This window comes from Streptomonospora alba (genome assembly GCF_000826685.1).
In the GTDB taxonomy this organism is placed as follows: domain Bacteria; phylum Actinomycetota; class Actinomycetes; order Streptosporangiales; family Streptosporangiaceae; genus Streptomonospora; species Streptomonospora alba.
Window position 1 is genome coordinate 30301 of sequence record NZ_JROO01000024.1, and the last position, 14150, is coordinate 44450.

Consider the following 14150-nt stretch of genomic DNA (forward strand, 5'->3'; position numbering starts at 1 on the left):
GAGTCGCCGCAGAGATTGTGTTCGGCGATGTGTTCACGACAGTGTCCCGCTACTTCCCCGGGAGATCGCAATGACCCGAACGGCACTTCCCAGCCCCCAGCCGCCCCAAGCCGCCCGCGTCCGCGAGGTCACGCTGTACCGGCTGACCGGTGTCGGCGCGGACGAGCAGAGCATGCGCGCCGTCTTCGACGAAGCCGGAACCGCCCGCCGAGAGCTCGACCTCAGCACAACCCGCATCGACGGCATGCCCGCGGTGGTGCTGTTCGGGATGCGCGGCGGAGAACGCCCGCCCGACTGGCAGGCCGACGCCACCCGGACCACCGATGTCGACCTGGACCTGCGCGCGACCTCCCCGGTCGCCGCCGTCCTCGTCGCGGTGGACGACCGCGTCTACGCGTTCAGCTACGGGCACGGACACCACCTCATCCCGAGAGACCTCAGGGATCCGGACTTCGGACGGACGTTCGCCGCCTGCGCCCTCGACCCGGCGACGGTGGCCACGGTCAACACCCGCGACATGGACACCGTGAACCGCTACGGCAGTATCCACATCCCCAAGGGGCGGGAGGTGCGCACCTTCGGGCTCCAGCACGAAAGGGAGCTGGTGAACCGCCTCAAAGCCAGGTGCGGGCTGAACGAGCTCACCGCCGCGCGGGGCGGTGAGAAGGCGCGCTTCGCCGAATGCGGGGACGCCATCCGCACCCACTTCGGAGTCGAGCAGGCCGACCTCGTCAACGACATCCGATTCATCGCCGCGACCGTGGAAGAACACTCCGTGCGCAAGGAGCTGCGGTTCCTTCAGGACCGCAAGGAGGTCCGCTCCCCTCAGCAGGCCGAGACGCTCTGGTCGCTGGTCGAGGAGGGGCTGCGCGACCCGGAGTCCATCGGGCTGGCGATCTCCCCGCCGCTGGACGTCTTCGACCAGCTTGAGGAGGCGCGGTCCTTCCAGGTCCGCATCGGGCCCGCAACGTGCCCGCTGCGTACCGAACTCCGGGTGGAGGACCTGGTGGCGCGGCTCCGCCACCTGAGGAAGGGGACCCTCGCCCAGGCCCTCAAGAACGGGTGGATCAAGCTGTTCGAGGACGTCGGCGGCCGGCGGGAGATCGCCACGCACCGCAACCTGTGCTACTGGATCGAGGCCACGGTGTCGCCGGGAAGCGAGATGTACGTGCTGCGGGACGGGCGCTGGTACGAGTACGGCCCCCGCTACCTGGAGGAGGTGCGCAGCGAGGTCGCGGACCTCCTCGCGCGCGGCTCCTGCCTGGACCTCCCCGACTGGCCGGCCCGGCTGGCATACCAGGGCGACAAGGAGTCCCCCGAAGCCGCCTACAACCGGCACGCCGGCAAGACGCAGGGCTACCTCTGCCTGGACAAGAACCTCGCCCGCACCGGGGTCCACTCCGGCAAGGGAGTGGAGCTGTGCGACATTCTCGGCCCGGGCAACGAGCTGGTCCACGTCAAGCAGGGGGCGTCGGCATCGGGCCTGAGCCACCTGTTCAACCAGGCCAAGTCGGCCGTGGAGAGCCTGCACTACGAGAAGCAGGCCCGCGAGTGGTTCGCCAACGCCGTGGCCCGCATGGAGCCCGAGCGCGATCTCACCGGTTTCCGGCCGAGGACCGTCGTCTTCGCCATCCGGCTGGCCAAGCACTCCCAGATCACCGTGAACAACCTCTACCCGCTGGCCCAGGTCGAGCTGTACCGCACCGCCGTGGCGCTGCGCCGGTGCGGGATCGAGGTGGAGGTCGCCGCCATCGGGCACGGCGGCTGAGCGGCACCGCATCCACCGAGCGGTCCGCTCGTGCGCACGGTCCGCGGCATCCGCGGGGGATCCCGGGGCACCAGGCCCCGGGATCGATCCGCCCGGCGCAAGCGCGGTGTGTGTCCACCGACCAGGCGGCTTGACCTACGTCAAGGCGAGGTGGGGCGGTCATTCCTACGGCTGTTCCTGAAAGCCCTGAACAGGGAGAAAAACACACCGGGAGGAACGGCCATGAGCGCCACAACCCCCAGCACGACCACCACGATTCTGCGGGCAGAGGGCTTCTCCTGCCCCTCCTGCGTGGCAAAGATCGAGAAGCGGGTCGGCCGCCTCAAGGGCGTGGAGTCGGTCAAGGTGCACTTCGCCTCCGCCCGGATCGCAGTCCAGCACGAGCCGACCGTGTCGAGTGCCGAGGACCTGGTCGAGGCAGTCGGCAAGGCCGGATACACCGCCCGGCCTGCCGCGTTCTGAGCCGACCGCCCCGACGACGGCCGCGACGGCTGCTGCCCGAGCAGAAGCTCGAAGCCGTGGACGGCCTCAAGCGCCAGGGCCACACCGTGGCCAGGGTCGGTGACGGCGTCAACGATGCGCCCGCGCTGGCCACCGCCGACATCGGAGTGGCCATGGGAGCGGCCGGCACCGGGGTGGCGATCGAGACCGCCGACATCGCTCTGATGAAGGACGACCTGCTCAAACTGCCCCAGGCGGTCTCCCTGGCCCGGCGCACGGTCAACAACATGCGCCAGAACATCGTCGTGGCCCTGGGTACCGTCGCCGCACTCCTCGGCGGTGTCCTCTTCGGCGGCCTCACCATGGCCATCGGGATGCTGGTCCACGAGGTCTCAGTCCTGGTCGTCATCGCCAACGCGATGCGCCTCCTGCGCCGGCGGGCCCAGGGGCGGGCCCGGCGGCACACCGGCGAGGCCGGCGAACAGGCGGGCATTACCGGGGAAGCCCGTCCCGTACAGGCGACCTGACCGGCACCCCGGCGACCGACCCGGCCGCGCGACCCCGGGAAAGGGGCGTCGCGCGGCCGATCGCATGGACACGGCGTCCCCGCAACGCCCTCCGGGGGCGCAGGGGTCGCCCGTCTCCACTCCGGCCGCTCTGCCGGCCCGAGTCGGCCGGGCCGGCTCAACCCTGTGCCGACAACTCCATCAGCGAGTCGAGGTCGCCGATCACCAGTCTGCGTCCCTCCTGGGCGATGATCACACCGGACTGCCGCAGCCGGCGCAGCTCGCGGCTCAGCGACTCCGGCGTGGTGTCCAGCAGCGAAGCGACGTCCTTCTTCGCTACCGGCAGCTCCACCTCCAGCCCTCCCCGGTGCGGGCGCCCCGGCAGCGACAGCAGGTAGTCGGCCAGCCGGGAACCCACATCGTCGGAGATGACCGACGCCAGCCGCGTTTCCGCCTCCGATCCGCGCGGGGGCGCTACCCGGCCTCCGGCCCCGGCGCCACTGCCGGTCCCCTCGCTCTCCGCGCCGGGGCGTCAGCGGTCCAGGTCGGCTGCGAGGCCGTCGAGAACGACGCCGAGCTGCCGCTCGAACCTGTGCTCGCCGTCGTCGCGGAGGTGCCCGGCGGCCTTGACCAGTTCGGCACCGTCGCCCAGCCACGCGTCACGCTCGGCGAGGGAGTAGCGGTCGGGGTCTGCGCCGAACGACTGGCCCCGCTCCTGCTCCTCGATCACGAAGCCGACCACGAACGCGGTGACCAGGTCGAGGGCGTCGTCCGCCCCGGCGAGTGTGAAGCCGGCCCCCCTCAAGCGCGCGAGCCAGGGCTCTTTCGCCTTCACCACGTCGGGATCGGAGATCCGCGTGCCGCTGAAGATGCGTGCCCCGTCCCGGTGGAGCAGGTATTGCGAGCGCAGGACGCGGGCGTAGGCGGCCACGTCGTCGCGCCAGCTCGCCCCGGGAGGGACCTGGGAGAGCGCGTCGGTGACGCGGCGCATGACGAACGTGCTCATCTCGTCGAGCAGTTCCTGCTTGTTGCGGACGTGCCAGTACAGCGCGGGGGCCGCTACCTGGAGCCGGGAAGCGAGCGCGCGGACGGTGAGGGCGTCCATGCCCTGGTCGTCGAGCAGTTCGAGTGCTGCCGCCACGATGCGTTCCCGCGTGATGCCCTTCGCCACGCTTGACAGTTTAACAAAGTTCAGTGACGGTGGGGAGCAGTCGAATTGAACTAAGTTAAGGAACTTGCCGTGCGTGCTGCAGTCGTCAACACCCCCGAAGCGGTCCCCGTCTGCGCGGACTTCCCGGACCCCGAACCGCGGCAGGACCGGCCGCCGCTGCGACTCGTGGGCGCGGGTCTGCACCACGTCGTGCGCGGACTGGCCTCCGGCCGCCACTACGGCAGCGGACAGGCCTATCCCCTCGTGCCGGGCATCGACGCCGTGGCCCGGACCGACGACGGGCGGTTGGTCTACACGGGCCTGGCCCCGTCGCCGTGGGGCACGATGGCCGAGCGGCTGGTCACCCCGTTCGAGGTGGAACTGCCCGCCGGGGCCGACCCGCTCGCGGTCGCCGCCGGCATGAACCCCGCCATGTCGGGCTGGATGGCGCTGGCCGCCCGGTGCGAGGAGGCCGGCGAGCCGGGCACCGTGCTGGTGCTGGGCGCGACCGGCATGTCGGGCAGCCTGGCTGTGCGGGCGGCGCTGTCCCTCGGCGCGAAACGCGTCATCGCGGCCGGGCGCGACCACGAGTCCCTTGAGCGGCTGCGCGGCCTCGGCGCCGTCACCTTCGCCCCCGCCGGAGACGGGCCCGATGCCTGGGCGACCGCCCTCGGCGCGGCCGTCGCCGAGGCCCGGCCCGCCCTCGTCCTCGACTTCGTGTGGGGCCCCGTGGCCGAGGCCGCCTTCACCGCACTGGCAGGGCCCGGCCCGGACGACGACGCCAGCGGGACCCTCGACTACGTGCAGATCGGCTCGCTCGCCGGAACCGAGGCGGCGCTGCCCGCGGCGCTGCTGCGCAGCCGAAGGATCCGCATCAGCGGTAGCGGCGCGGGCTCGGTGACGAGGGAGCGGATGATCGCCGAGGCTCCCGCGGTCATCGCCCGGTTCGCCGACGGCACCTTCGACGCGCCCTACAGCCCCTACCCGCTCAGCCGCGTCGGCGAGGCCTGGGCGCACCAGGGGCGCACCCGCGCCGTCGTCGTCCCGGACTGAGGCAGCCGATTCGAGGAGCGAAGGAGAGCGGCATCGTGCACAAGCGCGCATTGGTCGTCGGTTTGGGGATCGCGGGCATGTCCGCGGCTCTCGGGCTGCGCCAGGCCGGCTGGACACCGGTGATCGTCGAACGGGCGCCGCAGCGGCGAACGGGGGGCTACTTCGTCGGCCTGATGACGGAGGGCAGGCGGGCGGCCCGCGACCTCGGTATCGCCGGCCACCTCCACACCCGCAACCCGCCCGACGGCGGGAAAGTGTGGTCGCTGACCCGGCGCGGCGATCGCGAGCCGGGCCTGGGATTCCTGCACCAGCCGGGCGACCCCGCGGCGGTGGTCCGCGGCGACATCGAAGCCGCCCTGTGGCGCAGCATCAGCGGAGAGGCGACGGGCGAGCCCGTCGAGGTGCGCTTCGCCACGGCCCCCGTAGAGATCGAGGACACCGGCGGCGGCGTGCGGGTGCTGCTGGAGGATGGCGGGACCGGCACACGCTACGGCGAGGACTTCGACCTGGTCGTCGGCGCCGACGGGTTGCGCTCGCGCGTGCGCCGCATGGCTTTCGGCCCGCACGAAAACTACATGCGGGACTGGGACGCGATGATCTGCGCGTTCGAGCTCCAGGAGCAGATGCCGTCCTTCGCCGCGGCCGACAGCCTCATCAGCGCCCAGGCGGGCCGTGCGGTGTGGGTGTTCGGGTTCGCCGACCGGCCGCCCACCGTCCTGCTGACCTACCGCACCGGCGACACCCGGGGGCAGTTCGCCGGATCCGCGGTCCAGCGCCTGCGTGCGGTCTTCTCCGGGATGGAGGACCCCGTGGTGCGGCATGCCCTGGCCGCCCTGGAACAGGCTCCGGAGTTCGTGTTCGACTCGGTGCACCAGGTGAGGATGCCCCGCTGGAGCGAGGGGCGGGTCCTCCTGTCGGGCGATGCGGCGTGGTGCCCCAACCTCTACTCGGGCATGGGTGCCACGGCCGCCCTCTGCGGCGGCGCCGAGCTGGGCAGGGCACTGCGGGAGTCCGCCGACGACCTCGACGCCGCCCTGGAGGCATGGGAGTCGCGGTTGCGCCCGTTCATCACCAAGCACCAGCGCCTCGCACGCCTGAAGCAGCAGATGTTCGTGCCGTCGAGCCGCCCCGTCGAGGCACTTCGCTCGGTGGTCCTGCGCGTGGCGTGCACGGTGCGGGAGCGGCGGTTGGCCAAGCAGGCCCGGGCCGGGATACCGGCGTGAACAAGGCAGCGGTACGCAGGCGGCAGCGCGATCGACCGGCGTCCTACAGCAGCGGCGCAACGCCGGCTTCGGACGGCCGAAAAGACCGCGATCGCGCCTGTGTGACCCGTAGTACCGCGTCTTGTGCGGTGAGGCAGCGCAACCGGAGTGCGGCCGGCTTCGAGACGCTGCCTGCCTGGTCGAACGGCAGCGGCGGTTGCCGATGTGGCCGGGCCCCGGAGCCCCGGGGCCGCCTGGTGGAGGACCACCCCACGGACTGCACCCTGCACGCCGGAGACGCCCGCGCCCACCCGTCCGCAGGCGGCCAATGAACCCCTGCATCCGGGGCCGCCTGCGCCCCCGGTCGGCAACGCGCCGGTGCGCTCGGCGGCGCCGTCCCCGGGCCGGCGGACACCTGCAGCCCGGACACCGCACGGCCGCCCGCCCGTGCGTCGGTACGGCGATGAACGGGCGGTTCAGCCCCTCCCGGGCTACCCGGTCTGCGCCATACGATTCCAGAAAGGGCCCTGAGCGCCTATGCACACCGGTATCGACGACAGCCCGCCCGAATCGTCGGGCGCCGGCAAACACACCCGCTGGAGCGCCCTCCTCTTCAGCCAGTTGGCCGCACTGCTCGTGGTCAACGCCCTGGCCGACACGGTCATCGTGGCGCCGACAATGGTCCTGCCGCAGCTGCTGGAGCACTTCGGCACCGACCAGGCGGCGTGGCTGACTTCCAGTGCGATGCTGGCGGGAGCGATGTGGGCCCCGCTCATCGGCAAGTGCGCCGACATCTACGGCAAACGCAGAATGCTCGTGATCGCGCTGCTCAGCGCCTGTGCAGGCTCCCTCGTGTGCCTCGCGGCACCCAACATCTGGGTGTTCGTCTCCGGACGCCTGGTGCAGGGAGCCGCCGTGGCAGCGATATTCCTCTCGATGGCCATCGTCCGCGATCTCTGCACACTCCGTATCGCGATGCCCGTCATCGGCATCGTGGGGACCGGTGCCGGAGTACTCGGCATGGCCACCCCCTTCCTCTACGAGGTGCTGTCCGCGGAGTTCGGCTACCGGATCGTGTTCGTCGCGGCGGCGCTGATCGCGCTCATCGCGGTGATCGGCGTGCGCTCCCTCATCCCCGAGTCCGCGAACAAGACACCGGGCACCATCGACGTCGCCGGAGCCGTCCTGCTCGGCGGAGGCTTGGCGGCGGTACTCAGCTACATCAGCCTCGGGCCGGAGTTCGGCTGGCTCGCCGGGGGGCCGCTCCTCGTTCTCGGCGGCGGCACCGCGGCCCTGGCCCGGTGGTTCCTGGTATCGAGCCGCAAGCGCGAGCCGGTGATCGACATCCGGAACCTGGACGGACCGCTGGCGCTCACGCTCCTCGTGATCGTCCTCGGAGCCGGGGCGGTCCGGGCGATCGACCCGATCATCAGCATCATCGCGCGTGTCTCGCCGGATGAGCAGCTCGGCTACGGGATCGCCGGTCCGACGGGTACTGTCGGCCTGCTGTTCGCCCTACCGGGGGTCGGAATGCTGATCGCGGGAACGCTGGCCGGATGGGGCGCCACGCGCGTCGGACCGCCCGCGACACTGGCCGCCGGCGCGGCCATCGGCACGGTGGGCACGATCGGCATGCTCCTGGGGGCCACCGACCTCTACGCCGCGCTCTTCTTCTCCTTCCTGATGGCCCTCTCGGCGGGGGCGCTTATGACGTCCGGGTTCAACATGGTGGCGGTCCATGCCCGCGAAGAACAGCAGGCCGTCATGTCCAGCCTGGTCACGGTCATGACGGCGATCAGTTCAGTGGTCATGACGTTCGTGGTCTCGGCGGTGTTCTCAGCCACCGACACGGTCGTCGCCGGAGAGAACGTGCAATCGGCGACGGGGGTGTTCGGCAGTATCGGAGTCCTCGCCGGTTTCTACGCGCTCGCCGCCGTGGCCGCCGGCGCCCTGGTGCGGAGGCTGGGCATCACGTCGGCCTACCGCGTCTAGCCGGACGGACCCTCCCGAACGCCTGCGCGCGCAGAGCGGGTGCCCGCGATCCGGCGCGGCCCGTAGGACCGCGTCGACGCCGCTCCGGCGGCGCGTGGATTTCACCGCTGCGCGGCGCTGTACGCAGAAAAAACCGTGCGCCGGATGGCGTCACGGGAGGGCCCCACGCCGGGTGGCGTGTCAGGACCGCCAGGTCCGCACCACGTGCAGCACGATCGCGACCACGGCGAGGATCGCCCACGGCGGCAGCGCCTCGGGGGCGGACTCGGCCGCCCAGGCGGCGGCGATACCAAGCGCGCCCCACCCGGCGACCTTGCGCGTCCGTGCGCTGCGTGTGGCGGAGCCGGGCCGATCACGCTCCCCCTCGCGCTCCGGTGCGGTCTCCGATTCCATGCGCGTGGCCAGCCAGTCGGCGACCTCGGTGTCGAACTCCGGGCCGAGTTCGCGTCAGGTGGAGAGCGCGGTGGTGATCTCGCCGTGCAGGTCGGTGGTGCGGCCGGGGGGCGTGGTGGCCATGGCGCTACTCCTCCGACGGTGTTGCAAGCCGTGGCCGCCCGAGGGCGGAGCTCTCAGTGTATGGGAGACGGCGTTCCGGGGAGGGCCGCGGCACGGTCTCCGCGGCACTGCTCCAGGGTGTAGCCGCGCGGGGCAGCCTGCTCCCCGCGCACGCGGGGATGGCCCCCCAGGACGACATCATGAGCATCGTTGACGCGCTCGGCAACATCGCCGAGGTGCTCCATGACGCGGAGCCCGCGGACAAGAGCGAGGTCTATAAGGGGCGGCCTGCGACAGCGCTACAAGCCCGTAGAAAACACTGTGCGGGCCGAGATGAATCTCGACCCGCACCACGTGATCAACCAGTCCCATGGGGAAATGGTTCGTGTCCGAGGGGGGACTTGAACCAAATTCCTATAGCCCCTCGGCCCGCTCGTCCTTCTCCACCACTCGGGTCCGCCTGACCGCCCAGCTGGATCTGGCGGGGCGGTGACCTGGTATGAGTTCTTCCCGCTGGTCGCGCTGGACAACCATTCTCGCCGTGTTCATGCTGGCCGTGATCGCCGCGGTGGTTAGCTACAGCCACATGTACGAGCTGGCCCATCGCCACGGCGAGCCCGCCTGGCGCGCGGCCCTGTTCCCCCTATCCGTCGACGGGATGATCGTCGCGTCGTCGATGGCGCTGCTGGCCGACGCCCGGCACGGCCGGCGCGGCGGCCTGCTGCCGTGGACGCTGCTCATCCTCGGCAGCGTCGCGAGCCTGGCCGCGAACATCGCGGTGGCCGATCCGACCCTGTGGTCGCGGGTGATCCACGCCTGGCCGAGCTTCGCGCTGATGGGTGCCTACGAGTTGCTCATGCGCGAGTTCCGCATCGACGCCCGCGGCGTACGCACGGCGAACGCCGACGATGAGCAAGCGGTACGCACAGCCGGGGCCGAACCAGCCGATCCGGAGGTGCCCGCTCCGTCCGAGGAGGTCGATACGCCCAAGGCGACCGGGGACGGCCGTCCCCGGCTGCACGTGGTCGAGGCAACCAACGAAGCCACATCGGCAGTCGCTACAGAAACCGCCGTCCCGACGGAGTCGGTACCGCGGATTCAGATCGAAGCCTGGCACTGGGCGTTAGACAACCGCGGCGAGGACGGCTCGCTGCCCACCGGCCGCGAGATCGCGGCCCGCTTCGACCACAAGGACCGTTGGGGCCGGTTGATCAAGCAGTGGGGCCAGCAGGGACGCTTCGACCGGGGAGCGACCACTTCACCGGCCTCCTTTTCCTCGCATGCGGCGTGATCTGCCTTTCGCTGCGGTGGGTGGGTCTCTTATTCCCATTCGGCTCTCGGGCAACGGCGGGTTGATGTAGCTTCGGATGCTGACTACTCGCCGGGCCTACCTCTCACTCAGCCGAAGCACACCTGCACTGTCCGGACAAGGAACGGCATGGGACGCTGGGATCCGCTCAACGAACTGCAGTTGTCGGTGCTGTCGCGGATCGCTGACGGTGACGACCTCAGCGATCCGGCGCAAGCCGGGTACCGCCGTTCGGCCTACGTGCTGCGCGATCGGGGCCTGGTCACGGCGCGCAAGCGCCACGGCCGGTGGCAAGCGCACATCACGGAAGCCGGCCGCTTCTACCTGGAGAACGGACGCCACCCGGACAAACCAACCGGGAAGGCGTCCACGAAACGGACACCTCCCGCCGGCGCAAAGCAGGCGAAGTCTAAGAGCCCCCAGGCCAGGGCTGGGAGCGACGCCGCGAAGCTGATCGAGCAGTTGCTCTCGGCCGAAGGCGGTCTGCACATCGAGAACCCGGATCCCGAGACCCGGGCCCGTTACCGCAGGGCACTGGACCGCGCCAAGCGGGACGGGATCGTCCCGGCGGGTAAATCGCTCCGGCACACCGGGCGCAGTTCCGGAGACCTGATCATCCAGCTGATCGATCCGGCCAACGGCGGCGAGACAGAGTGGAACCGGATCCGGGGTAGCGCTGGCACCACATGCACCGGTACAGCGGCGATCGTGGACGAGCTCCGTCGTGATCCTTCGATGGTTCAGGTGTCCGAGCAGATGCGGCCTCGCGCCATAGCTGTCATCGAGGCTGTCGGCACCGCGGTGAACAAGAGCGGCTACCGGCTCGTGCTGACCAGGAAGCCCCGAAACACCGGCCTGTTCGTCACGGTCGACGGTCACCAGTACGACCTGACCGTCACGGAGGATAAAGAGCGGGTGGGGGAACCGACGCCCCCGGGATTCAAGCGCTCAGGCGACCGCTATCGGTGGCATCCGCCGAAGTACAAGCACAGGTGGACCGGTCGGCTGCGACTCGGGATCTCACCGGAGACGCACGCCGAATGCGCCGACTGGAGTGACAAGGGGCGCCGCCGGCTGGAGAACCAGGTGCGGGCTCTTGTTCCGGAGTTGAAGCACCGTTCACAGGCCGCGGACGAGGAGAAGCGCGCCCTGGAGCGCCGGCTCAGGGAGTGGGAAGAGGAACAGGAGCGCCGGGACCGCGAAAAGCGCGCCGCGTGGGAAAAGGCGATGGCCGAAGCCCGAAGCCAAGCTGTCGTGGCGAAACGCAATGCGCTCCTGCGCGAGGCGGTCGAATCGTGGACCACGGTCGGTGAGATCCGGCGCTTCTGTCGGGACTTGGAGGAAGAGGCCAGCGGCTGTGCCGATCCCGAGCACGCCGAGCGGCTGAGGCAGTGGGCGCAGTGGGGCGAGGAAACCGCCCAGGGCCGGGACCCCGTCCGATCCGCCTCAGGGCTGCGAAGCCAGTCCTTCGACGCAGCCCCCACTCCGGACGAGCTGCGCCCCTTCCTCGGGGACTGGAGCCCTCACGGGCCGCACCGGGAATACCGGTACCGGCCGTTCCCGAAGGAGTCGCCGTCGGAGGCGCCGGAGTACAGCGACGGCGGGTACTTCCGCAATCGGGGAATTCCGTCGTGGCGGCGTTGACCGCTCCCGCTCGGCAGGCAGAGGGATGAACAGCCCCGTTCGCGCATGCGCTTGCGTAGGGGGTGGCGTCGATGCCCGGCGCGGATCTCGCGCCACCTTCGCCGGTTCGCTTGCTGCTCCCTCTGCCGTCGCAGACTCGCCGGAGATCACCCCACGCCCGGTGGCCTATCACCAGGCGGGGCGCTCTGCACGCACAGGGTGGGCCGCAGCGGGGCGCGCACCAGGTGGTCCTGTTCGGGCTGGATGGTGACGACGATGTCGCGCATCGGGCCGGTGCGGGGCCGCTCGATTTCGGCCGTCAGCAGCGACTGTCCGGCGTCGCCGTCGTGCGCGGCCCCGGAGGCGGTCAGGGGCTCGTCCTCGTAGGCGGTGAGCTCGGCGTCGTCGGAGAAGCCGTAGCGGCGGCGCAGCAGCGCGCCCTGGGGATCGCCGGGGCCGGCGCTGTAGAAGGCGGATGAGACGCGGGCGTGCCAGTCGATCACCAGGGGAGCGCGCCGTCGATGTCGTGGACGTGGCGGCGCCCGATGTAGACCCGGTCGCTTTCGCTCGCGCGGGTGCGGGTGGCCGGCTCTTGGGGTTCGCGTTCGTAGACGGCGCCGGCCGGGTTAGTTCATGCGGCCGAAGAACAGCGGGGTGTCGCCGAGGTCGACCAGGGCGTCGGCGCGGCGTTGGCGGTCGGCGACCAGGAGCCGGTTGGTGAAGGTGTAGTCGGCGTCCTCGGAGTAGTCCTGGACGGTTTCGGTGGTGACGACGTCGGTGTGCATGCGGGCGAGGGCCGCGCGCGCGTCGGTGAGGAAGGCGCGTTCGGCCCGGAGTTCGGCGTCGTCGGAATGGTCGCGCTACTGCTGACCGCGCGGCGCGTCGCTCTCGGCCGTCAGCTCGCCGTCGCGGTCGAATCCGTAGCGGCGGCGCGCGCGAACGTCCATGGGGTTCTTGGAGTCGGCCTGGTCCAAGGCGGTTGCGATGCGGGCGCGCCAGTCCACGACCATCCGCGCGCCCGCCGCATCGTGGACTCTCGCCTGGCAGGGCACGGGCCGTGGGGCGTTGCCTGCGGGCGAGTTTTCAGGTCAAGGGAGGATCGGTGAGGAACTTCAGAACCAGGTCGGCGAACTCTTCGGGGCGCTCCATGAGCAGTGCGTGGCTGGATCCGGGGCCGGTGAACAGTTCGAACGAGGCAGTCGCAATCGTTTCCGCGACGAGGCGCCCTTGGTAGGCGGGCGTGAGCAGGTCCTTCTCCCCGGCGACGACGAGCGTGGGCGCCGCGATGCCGCCCAGGCGGTCGAGGCTGTCGTGTGCGAGGTCCGCATCCCACTGCTCGGCGACCGTGGCGAGCTCTTCGTCCGTACTGGGAAACAGCGGATCGAGCTGTGCCATCAGCGGGCCGAGCTCCTCGGAGTCCAGCAGCTCCCGCGAATAGGTGATGCCGAGCGCGGTGAGTGCTCTGTCCCGGTGTCCGGTGTGCCAGGGATGGGCCAGCGCGGTGACGAGGGGCCGTTGAAAGGCGTCGGTACGCCCCCAGGTGCCGCACAGAATCAGCGATGTAACAAGATCGGGGTGGCGCAGCGCGAACTCTTGGACGACCGCGCTGCCCAGCGACCAGCCCAGCACGTGGGAGGGGGCGGCACCGAGCCCCCTCAACAGGTCGGCGAGGTCGTCGGCGAGGTCGGCCATGGTGATGGCCCGGCCGCCGCGTTCGGAGCCGCCGATGCCGCGGTGGTTGTAGGTGATCACCCGGTGCCGGCAAGCCAGTGCGGGCAGCAGTGGGGCCCATAGCCGGTGATCCTGGCTGTTTCCGCACACCAGCACGAGGGGTGTGCCGGTCCCGGTCTCGGTGATTTCGAGCCGGGTGCCGTCGCCGAACGGCCTGCTGCGCGGCGGTTCCGGCCTGAGCGAGAAACCGGTGTAGCCCTGCCGGGCGACCTTCTCGCAGCGCCGACGGAACTCCCCGGCACCGCCGGCATAGCCCATGAACACACGTGGCTTGCCCGGCACGTTGGCGCCGGTGTACCAGGAACCGACGTCCGCCAGCAGGGTGCTGTCAGCGACCTGCCCGACGTGCTGGACCCAGGCGTCCTCGGCGTCCTGCGTCGCCTCCATCAGCGCCAGGTCCCGCTCGCGAAGGTGGACGACGGCCTCGGTAATCCAGTCGACGTCGTGTTCGATGGACACGATCACGTTGCCGAACACCGACGGGCTTCCCGGCCCGGTGACGAGGAACAGGTTGGGGAAGCCGGAGACCGCCAGCCCCAGGTAGGACGTCGGCCCGGCGGCCCACTTCTCGCTGAGAGCGGCTCCTCCACGTCCGCGGACCTCGATCCGCGACAGGGCACCGGTCATCGCGTCGAAACCGGTCGCGAACACGATGACGTCCACTGGGTACTCGACGCCGTCGACCAGCGGTCCGCGCGGCGTGACGGCGTCGATCGGGGTGTCCTTGATGTCGATGAGGTGAACGTCGTCCCGGTTGAACGCCTCGTAGTACCCGGTGTCCACGCAGATCCGCTTGCCGCCGAGGGGGTATCCCCTGGGCAGCAGCTGCTCGGCGACGCCCGGATCGTGGACCTTCCCCCGGATCTTGCCGTGGAGGAAC

The 14150-nt window shown here is 70.7% G+C and carries 15 protein-coding genes; 8 read left to right on the top strand and 7 right to left on the bottom strand.

All coding sequences use genetic code 11. The annotated features are described in order from the left end of the window. Positions 1 to 70: 70 nt before the first annotated feature. The 3 genes from LP52_RS12965 (at position 71) to LP52_RS12975 (ending at position 2736) form a co-directional block, all read left to right on the top strand. The gene (locus LP52_RS12965; protein ID WP_040273641.1) at positions 71 to 1768 is read left to right on the top strand and encodes a TIGR04141 family sporadically distributed protein; all 1698 of its coding nucleotides are present in this window, start codon (positions 71 to 73) and stop codon (positions 1766 to 1768) included. A gap of 222 nt (positions 1769 to 1990) precedes the next feature. Further along, positions 1991 to 2230 carry a heavy-metal-associated domain-containing protein gene (locus LP52_RS12970; protein WP_040273643.1) on the top strand — a complete coding sequence of 80 codons (240 nt, stop codon included), beginning with the start codon at positions 1991 to 1993 and terminating at the stop codon, positions 2228 to 2230. A gap of 32 nt (positions 2231 to 2262) precedes the next feature. Beyond that, positions 2263 to 2736 carry an HAD-IC family P-type ATPase gene (locus LP52_RS12975; RefSeq protein WP_274518812.1) on the top strand — a complete coding sequence of 158 codons (474 nt, stop codon included), beginning with the start codon at positions 2263 to 2265 and terminating at the stop codon, positions 2734 to 2736. 157 nt (positions 2737 to 2893) lie between these two features. Here the strand turns inward: LP52_RS12975 and LP52_RS12980 are convergent, their stop codons facing one another. Continuing rightward, positions 2894 to 3133: a helix-turn-helix domain-containing protein gene (locus LP52_RS12980; RefSeq protein ID WP_052809793.1), complete on the bottom strand. Its 240-nt coding sequence runs from the start codon at positions 3131 to 3133 to the stop codon at positions 2894 to 2896. A gap of 114 nt (positions 3134 to 3247) precedes the next feature. Beyond that, positions 3248 to 3886, bottom strand: a complete 639-nt coding sequence (locus LP52_RS12985) for a TetR/AcrR family transcriptional regulator C-terminal domain-containing protein (RefSeq protein ID WP_040273646.1) — start codon at positions 3884 to 3886, stop codon at positions 3248 to 3250. A 69-nt stretch (positions 3887 to 3955) separates the two neighbouring features. On the opposite strand from LP52_RS12985, the gene LP52_RS12990 reads away from it, so the two are divergent. From LP52_RS12990 to LP52_RS13000, 3 genes are all read left to right on the top strand, one after another. Then, positions 3956 to 4918, top strand: coding sequence for a quinone oxidoreductase family protein (locus LP52_RS12990; protein ID WP_040273648.1), 963 nt, complete (start codon positions 3956 to 3958; stop codon positions 4916 to 4918). A gap of 35 nt (positions 4919 to 4953) precedes the next feature. Then, a complete protein-coding gene (locus tag LP52_RS12995) occupies positions 4954 to 6141 on the top strand; it encodes an FAD-dependent monooxygenase (protein WP_040273650.1) in 1188 nt (395 codons plus the stop codon). Positions 6142 to 6657: 516 nt separating this feature from the next. After that, positions 6658 to 8112, top strand: coding sequence for an MFS transporter (locus LP52_RS13000; RefSeq protein ID WP_040273651.1), 1455 nt, complete (start codon positions 6658 to 6660; stop codon positions 8110 to 8112). A gap of 180 nt (positions 8113 to 8292) precedes the next feature. Here the strand turns inward: LP52_RS13000 and LP52_RS28370 are convergent, their stop codons facing one another. Then, entirely contained in the window at positions 8293 to 8505 is a 213-nt protein-coding gene (locus LP52_RS28370; RefSeq protein ID WP_238580899.1) for a hypothetical protein, read from the bottom strand. 601 nt (positions 8506 to 9106) lie between these two features. Between LP52_RS28370 and LP52_RS13010 the strand changes: the two genes are divergently transcribed. Next, a complete protein-coding gene (locus LP52_RS13010; protein WP_040273652.1) occupies positions 9107 to 9898 on the top strand; it encodes a DUF2637 domain-containing protein in 792 nt (263 codons plus the stop codon). 147 nt (positions 9899 to 10045) lie between these two features. Further along, on the top strand, positions 10046 to 11560 hold the full coding sequence (locus LP52_RS13015) for a hypothetical protein (RefSeq protein ID WP_040273653.1): 1515 nt from the start codon (positions 10046 to 10048) through the stop codon (positions 11558 to 11560). A 146-nt stretch (positions 11561 to 11706) separates the two neighbouring features. On the opposite strand, the gene LP52_RS13020 is transcribed toward LP52_RS13015, so the two are convergent. The 4 genes from LP52_RS13020 to LP52_RS28040 form a co-directional block, all read right to left on the bottom strand. Further along, a complete protein-coding gene (locus LP52_RS13020) occupies positions 11707 to 12042 on the bottom strand; it encodes a hypothetical protein (RefSeq protein ID WP_040273654.1) in 336 nt (111 codons plus the stop codon). A 123-nt stretch (positions 12043 to 12165) separates the two neighbouring features. Further along, positions 12166 to 12324 carry a hypothetical protein gene (locus tag LP52_RS27270; RefSeq protein WP_157036316.1) on the bottom strand — a complete coding sequence of 53 codons (159 nt, stop codon included), beginning with the start codon at positions 12322 to 12324 and terminating at the stop codon, positions 12166 to 12168. 75 nt (positions 12325 to 12399) lie between these two features. Further along, positions 12400 to 12543, bottom strand: a complete 144-nt coding sequence (locus tag LP52_RS27275) for a hypothetical protein (protein ID WP_169775367.1) — start codon at positions 12541 to 12543, stop codon at positions 12400 to 12402. Positions 12544 to 12622: 79 nt separating this feature from the next. Further along, positions 12623 to 14150, bottom strand: a 1528-nt coding sequence (locus tag LP52_RS28040; RefSeq protein ID WP_202966103.1) for an alpha/beta fold hydrolase, incomplete at its 5' end; no start/stop codon positions are given.

Bases quoted from the DNA above. Each gene is read 5' to 3' on its own strand.
- LP52_RS13000 (WP_040273651.1), top strand. From the start codon at position 6,658: ATGCACACCGGTATCGACGACAGCCCGCCCGAATCGTCGGGCGCCGGC.
- LP52_RS28370 (WP_238580899.1), bottom strand. From the start codon at position 8,505: ATGGAATCGGAGACCGCACCGGAGCGCGAGGGGGAGCGTGATCGGCCC.
- LP52_RS12965 (WP_040273641.1), top strand. From the start codon at position 71: ATGACCCGAACGGCACTTCCCAGCCCCCAGCCGCCCCAAGCCGCCCGC.
- LP52_RS12970 (WP_040273643.1), top strand. From the start codon at position 1,991: ATGAGCGCCACAACCCCCAGCACGACCACCACGATTCTGCGGGCAGAG.
- LP52_RS13010 (WP_040273652.1), top strand. From the start codon at position 9,107: ATGAGTTCTTCCCGCTGGTCGCGCTGGACAACCATTCTCGCCGTGTTC.
- LP52_RS13015 (WP_040273653.1), top strand. From the start codon at position 10,046: ATGGGACGCTGGGATCCGCTCAACGAACTGCAGTTGTCGGTGCTGTCG.
- LP52_RS27270 (WP_157036316.1), bottom strand. From the start codon at position 12,324: ATGCACACCGACGTCGTCACCACCGAAACCGTCCAGGACTACTCCGAG.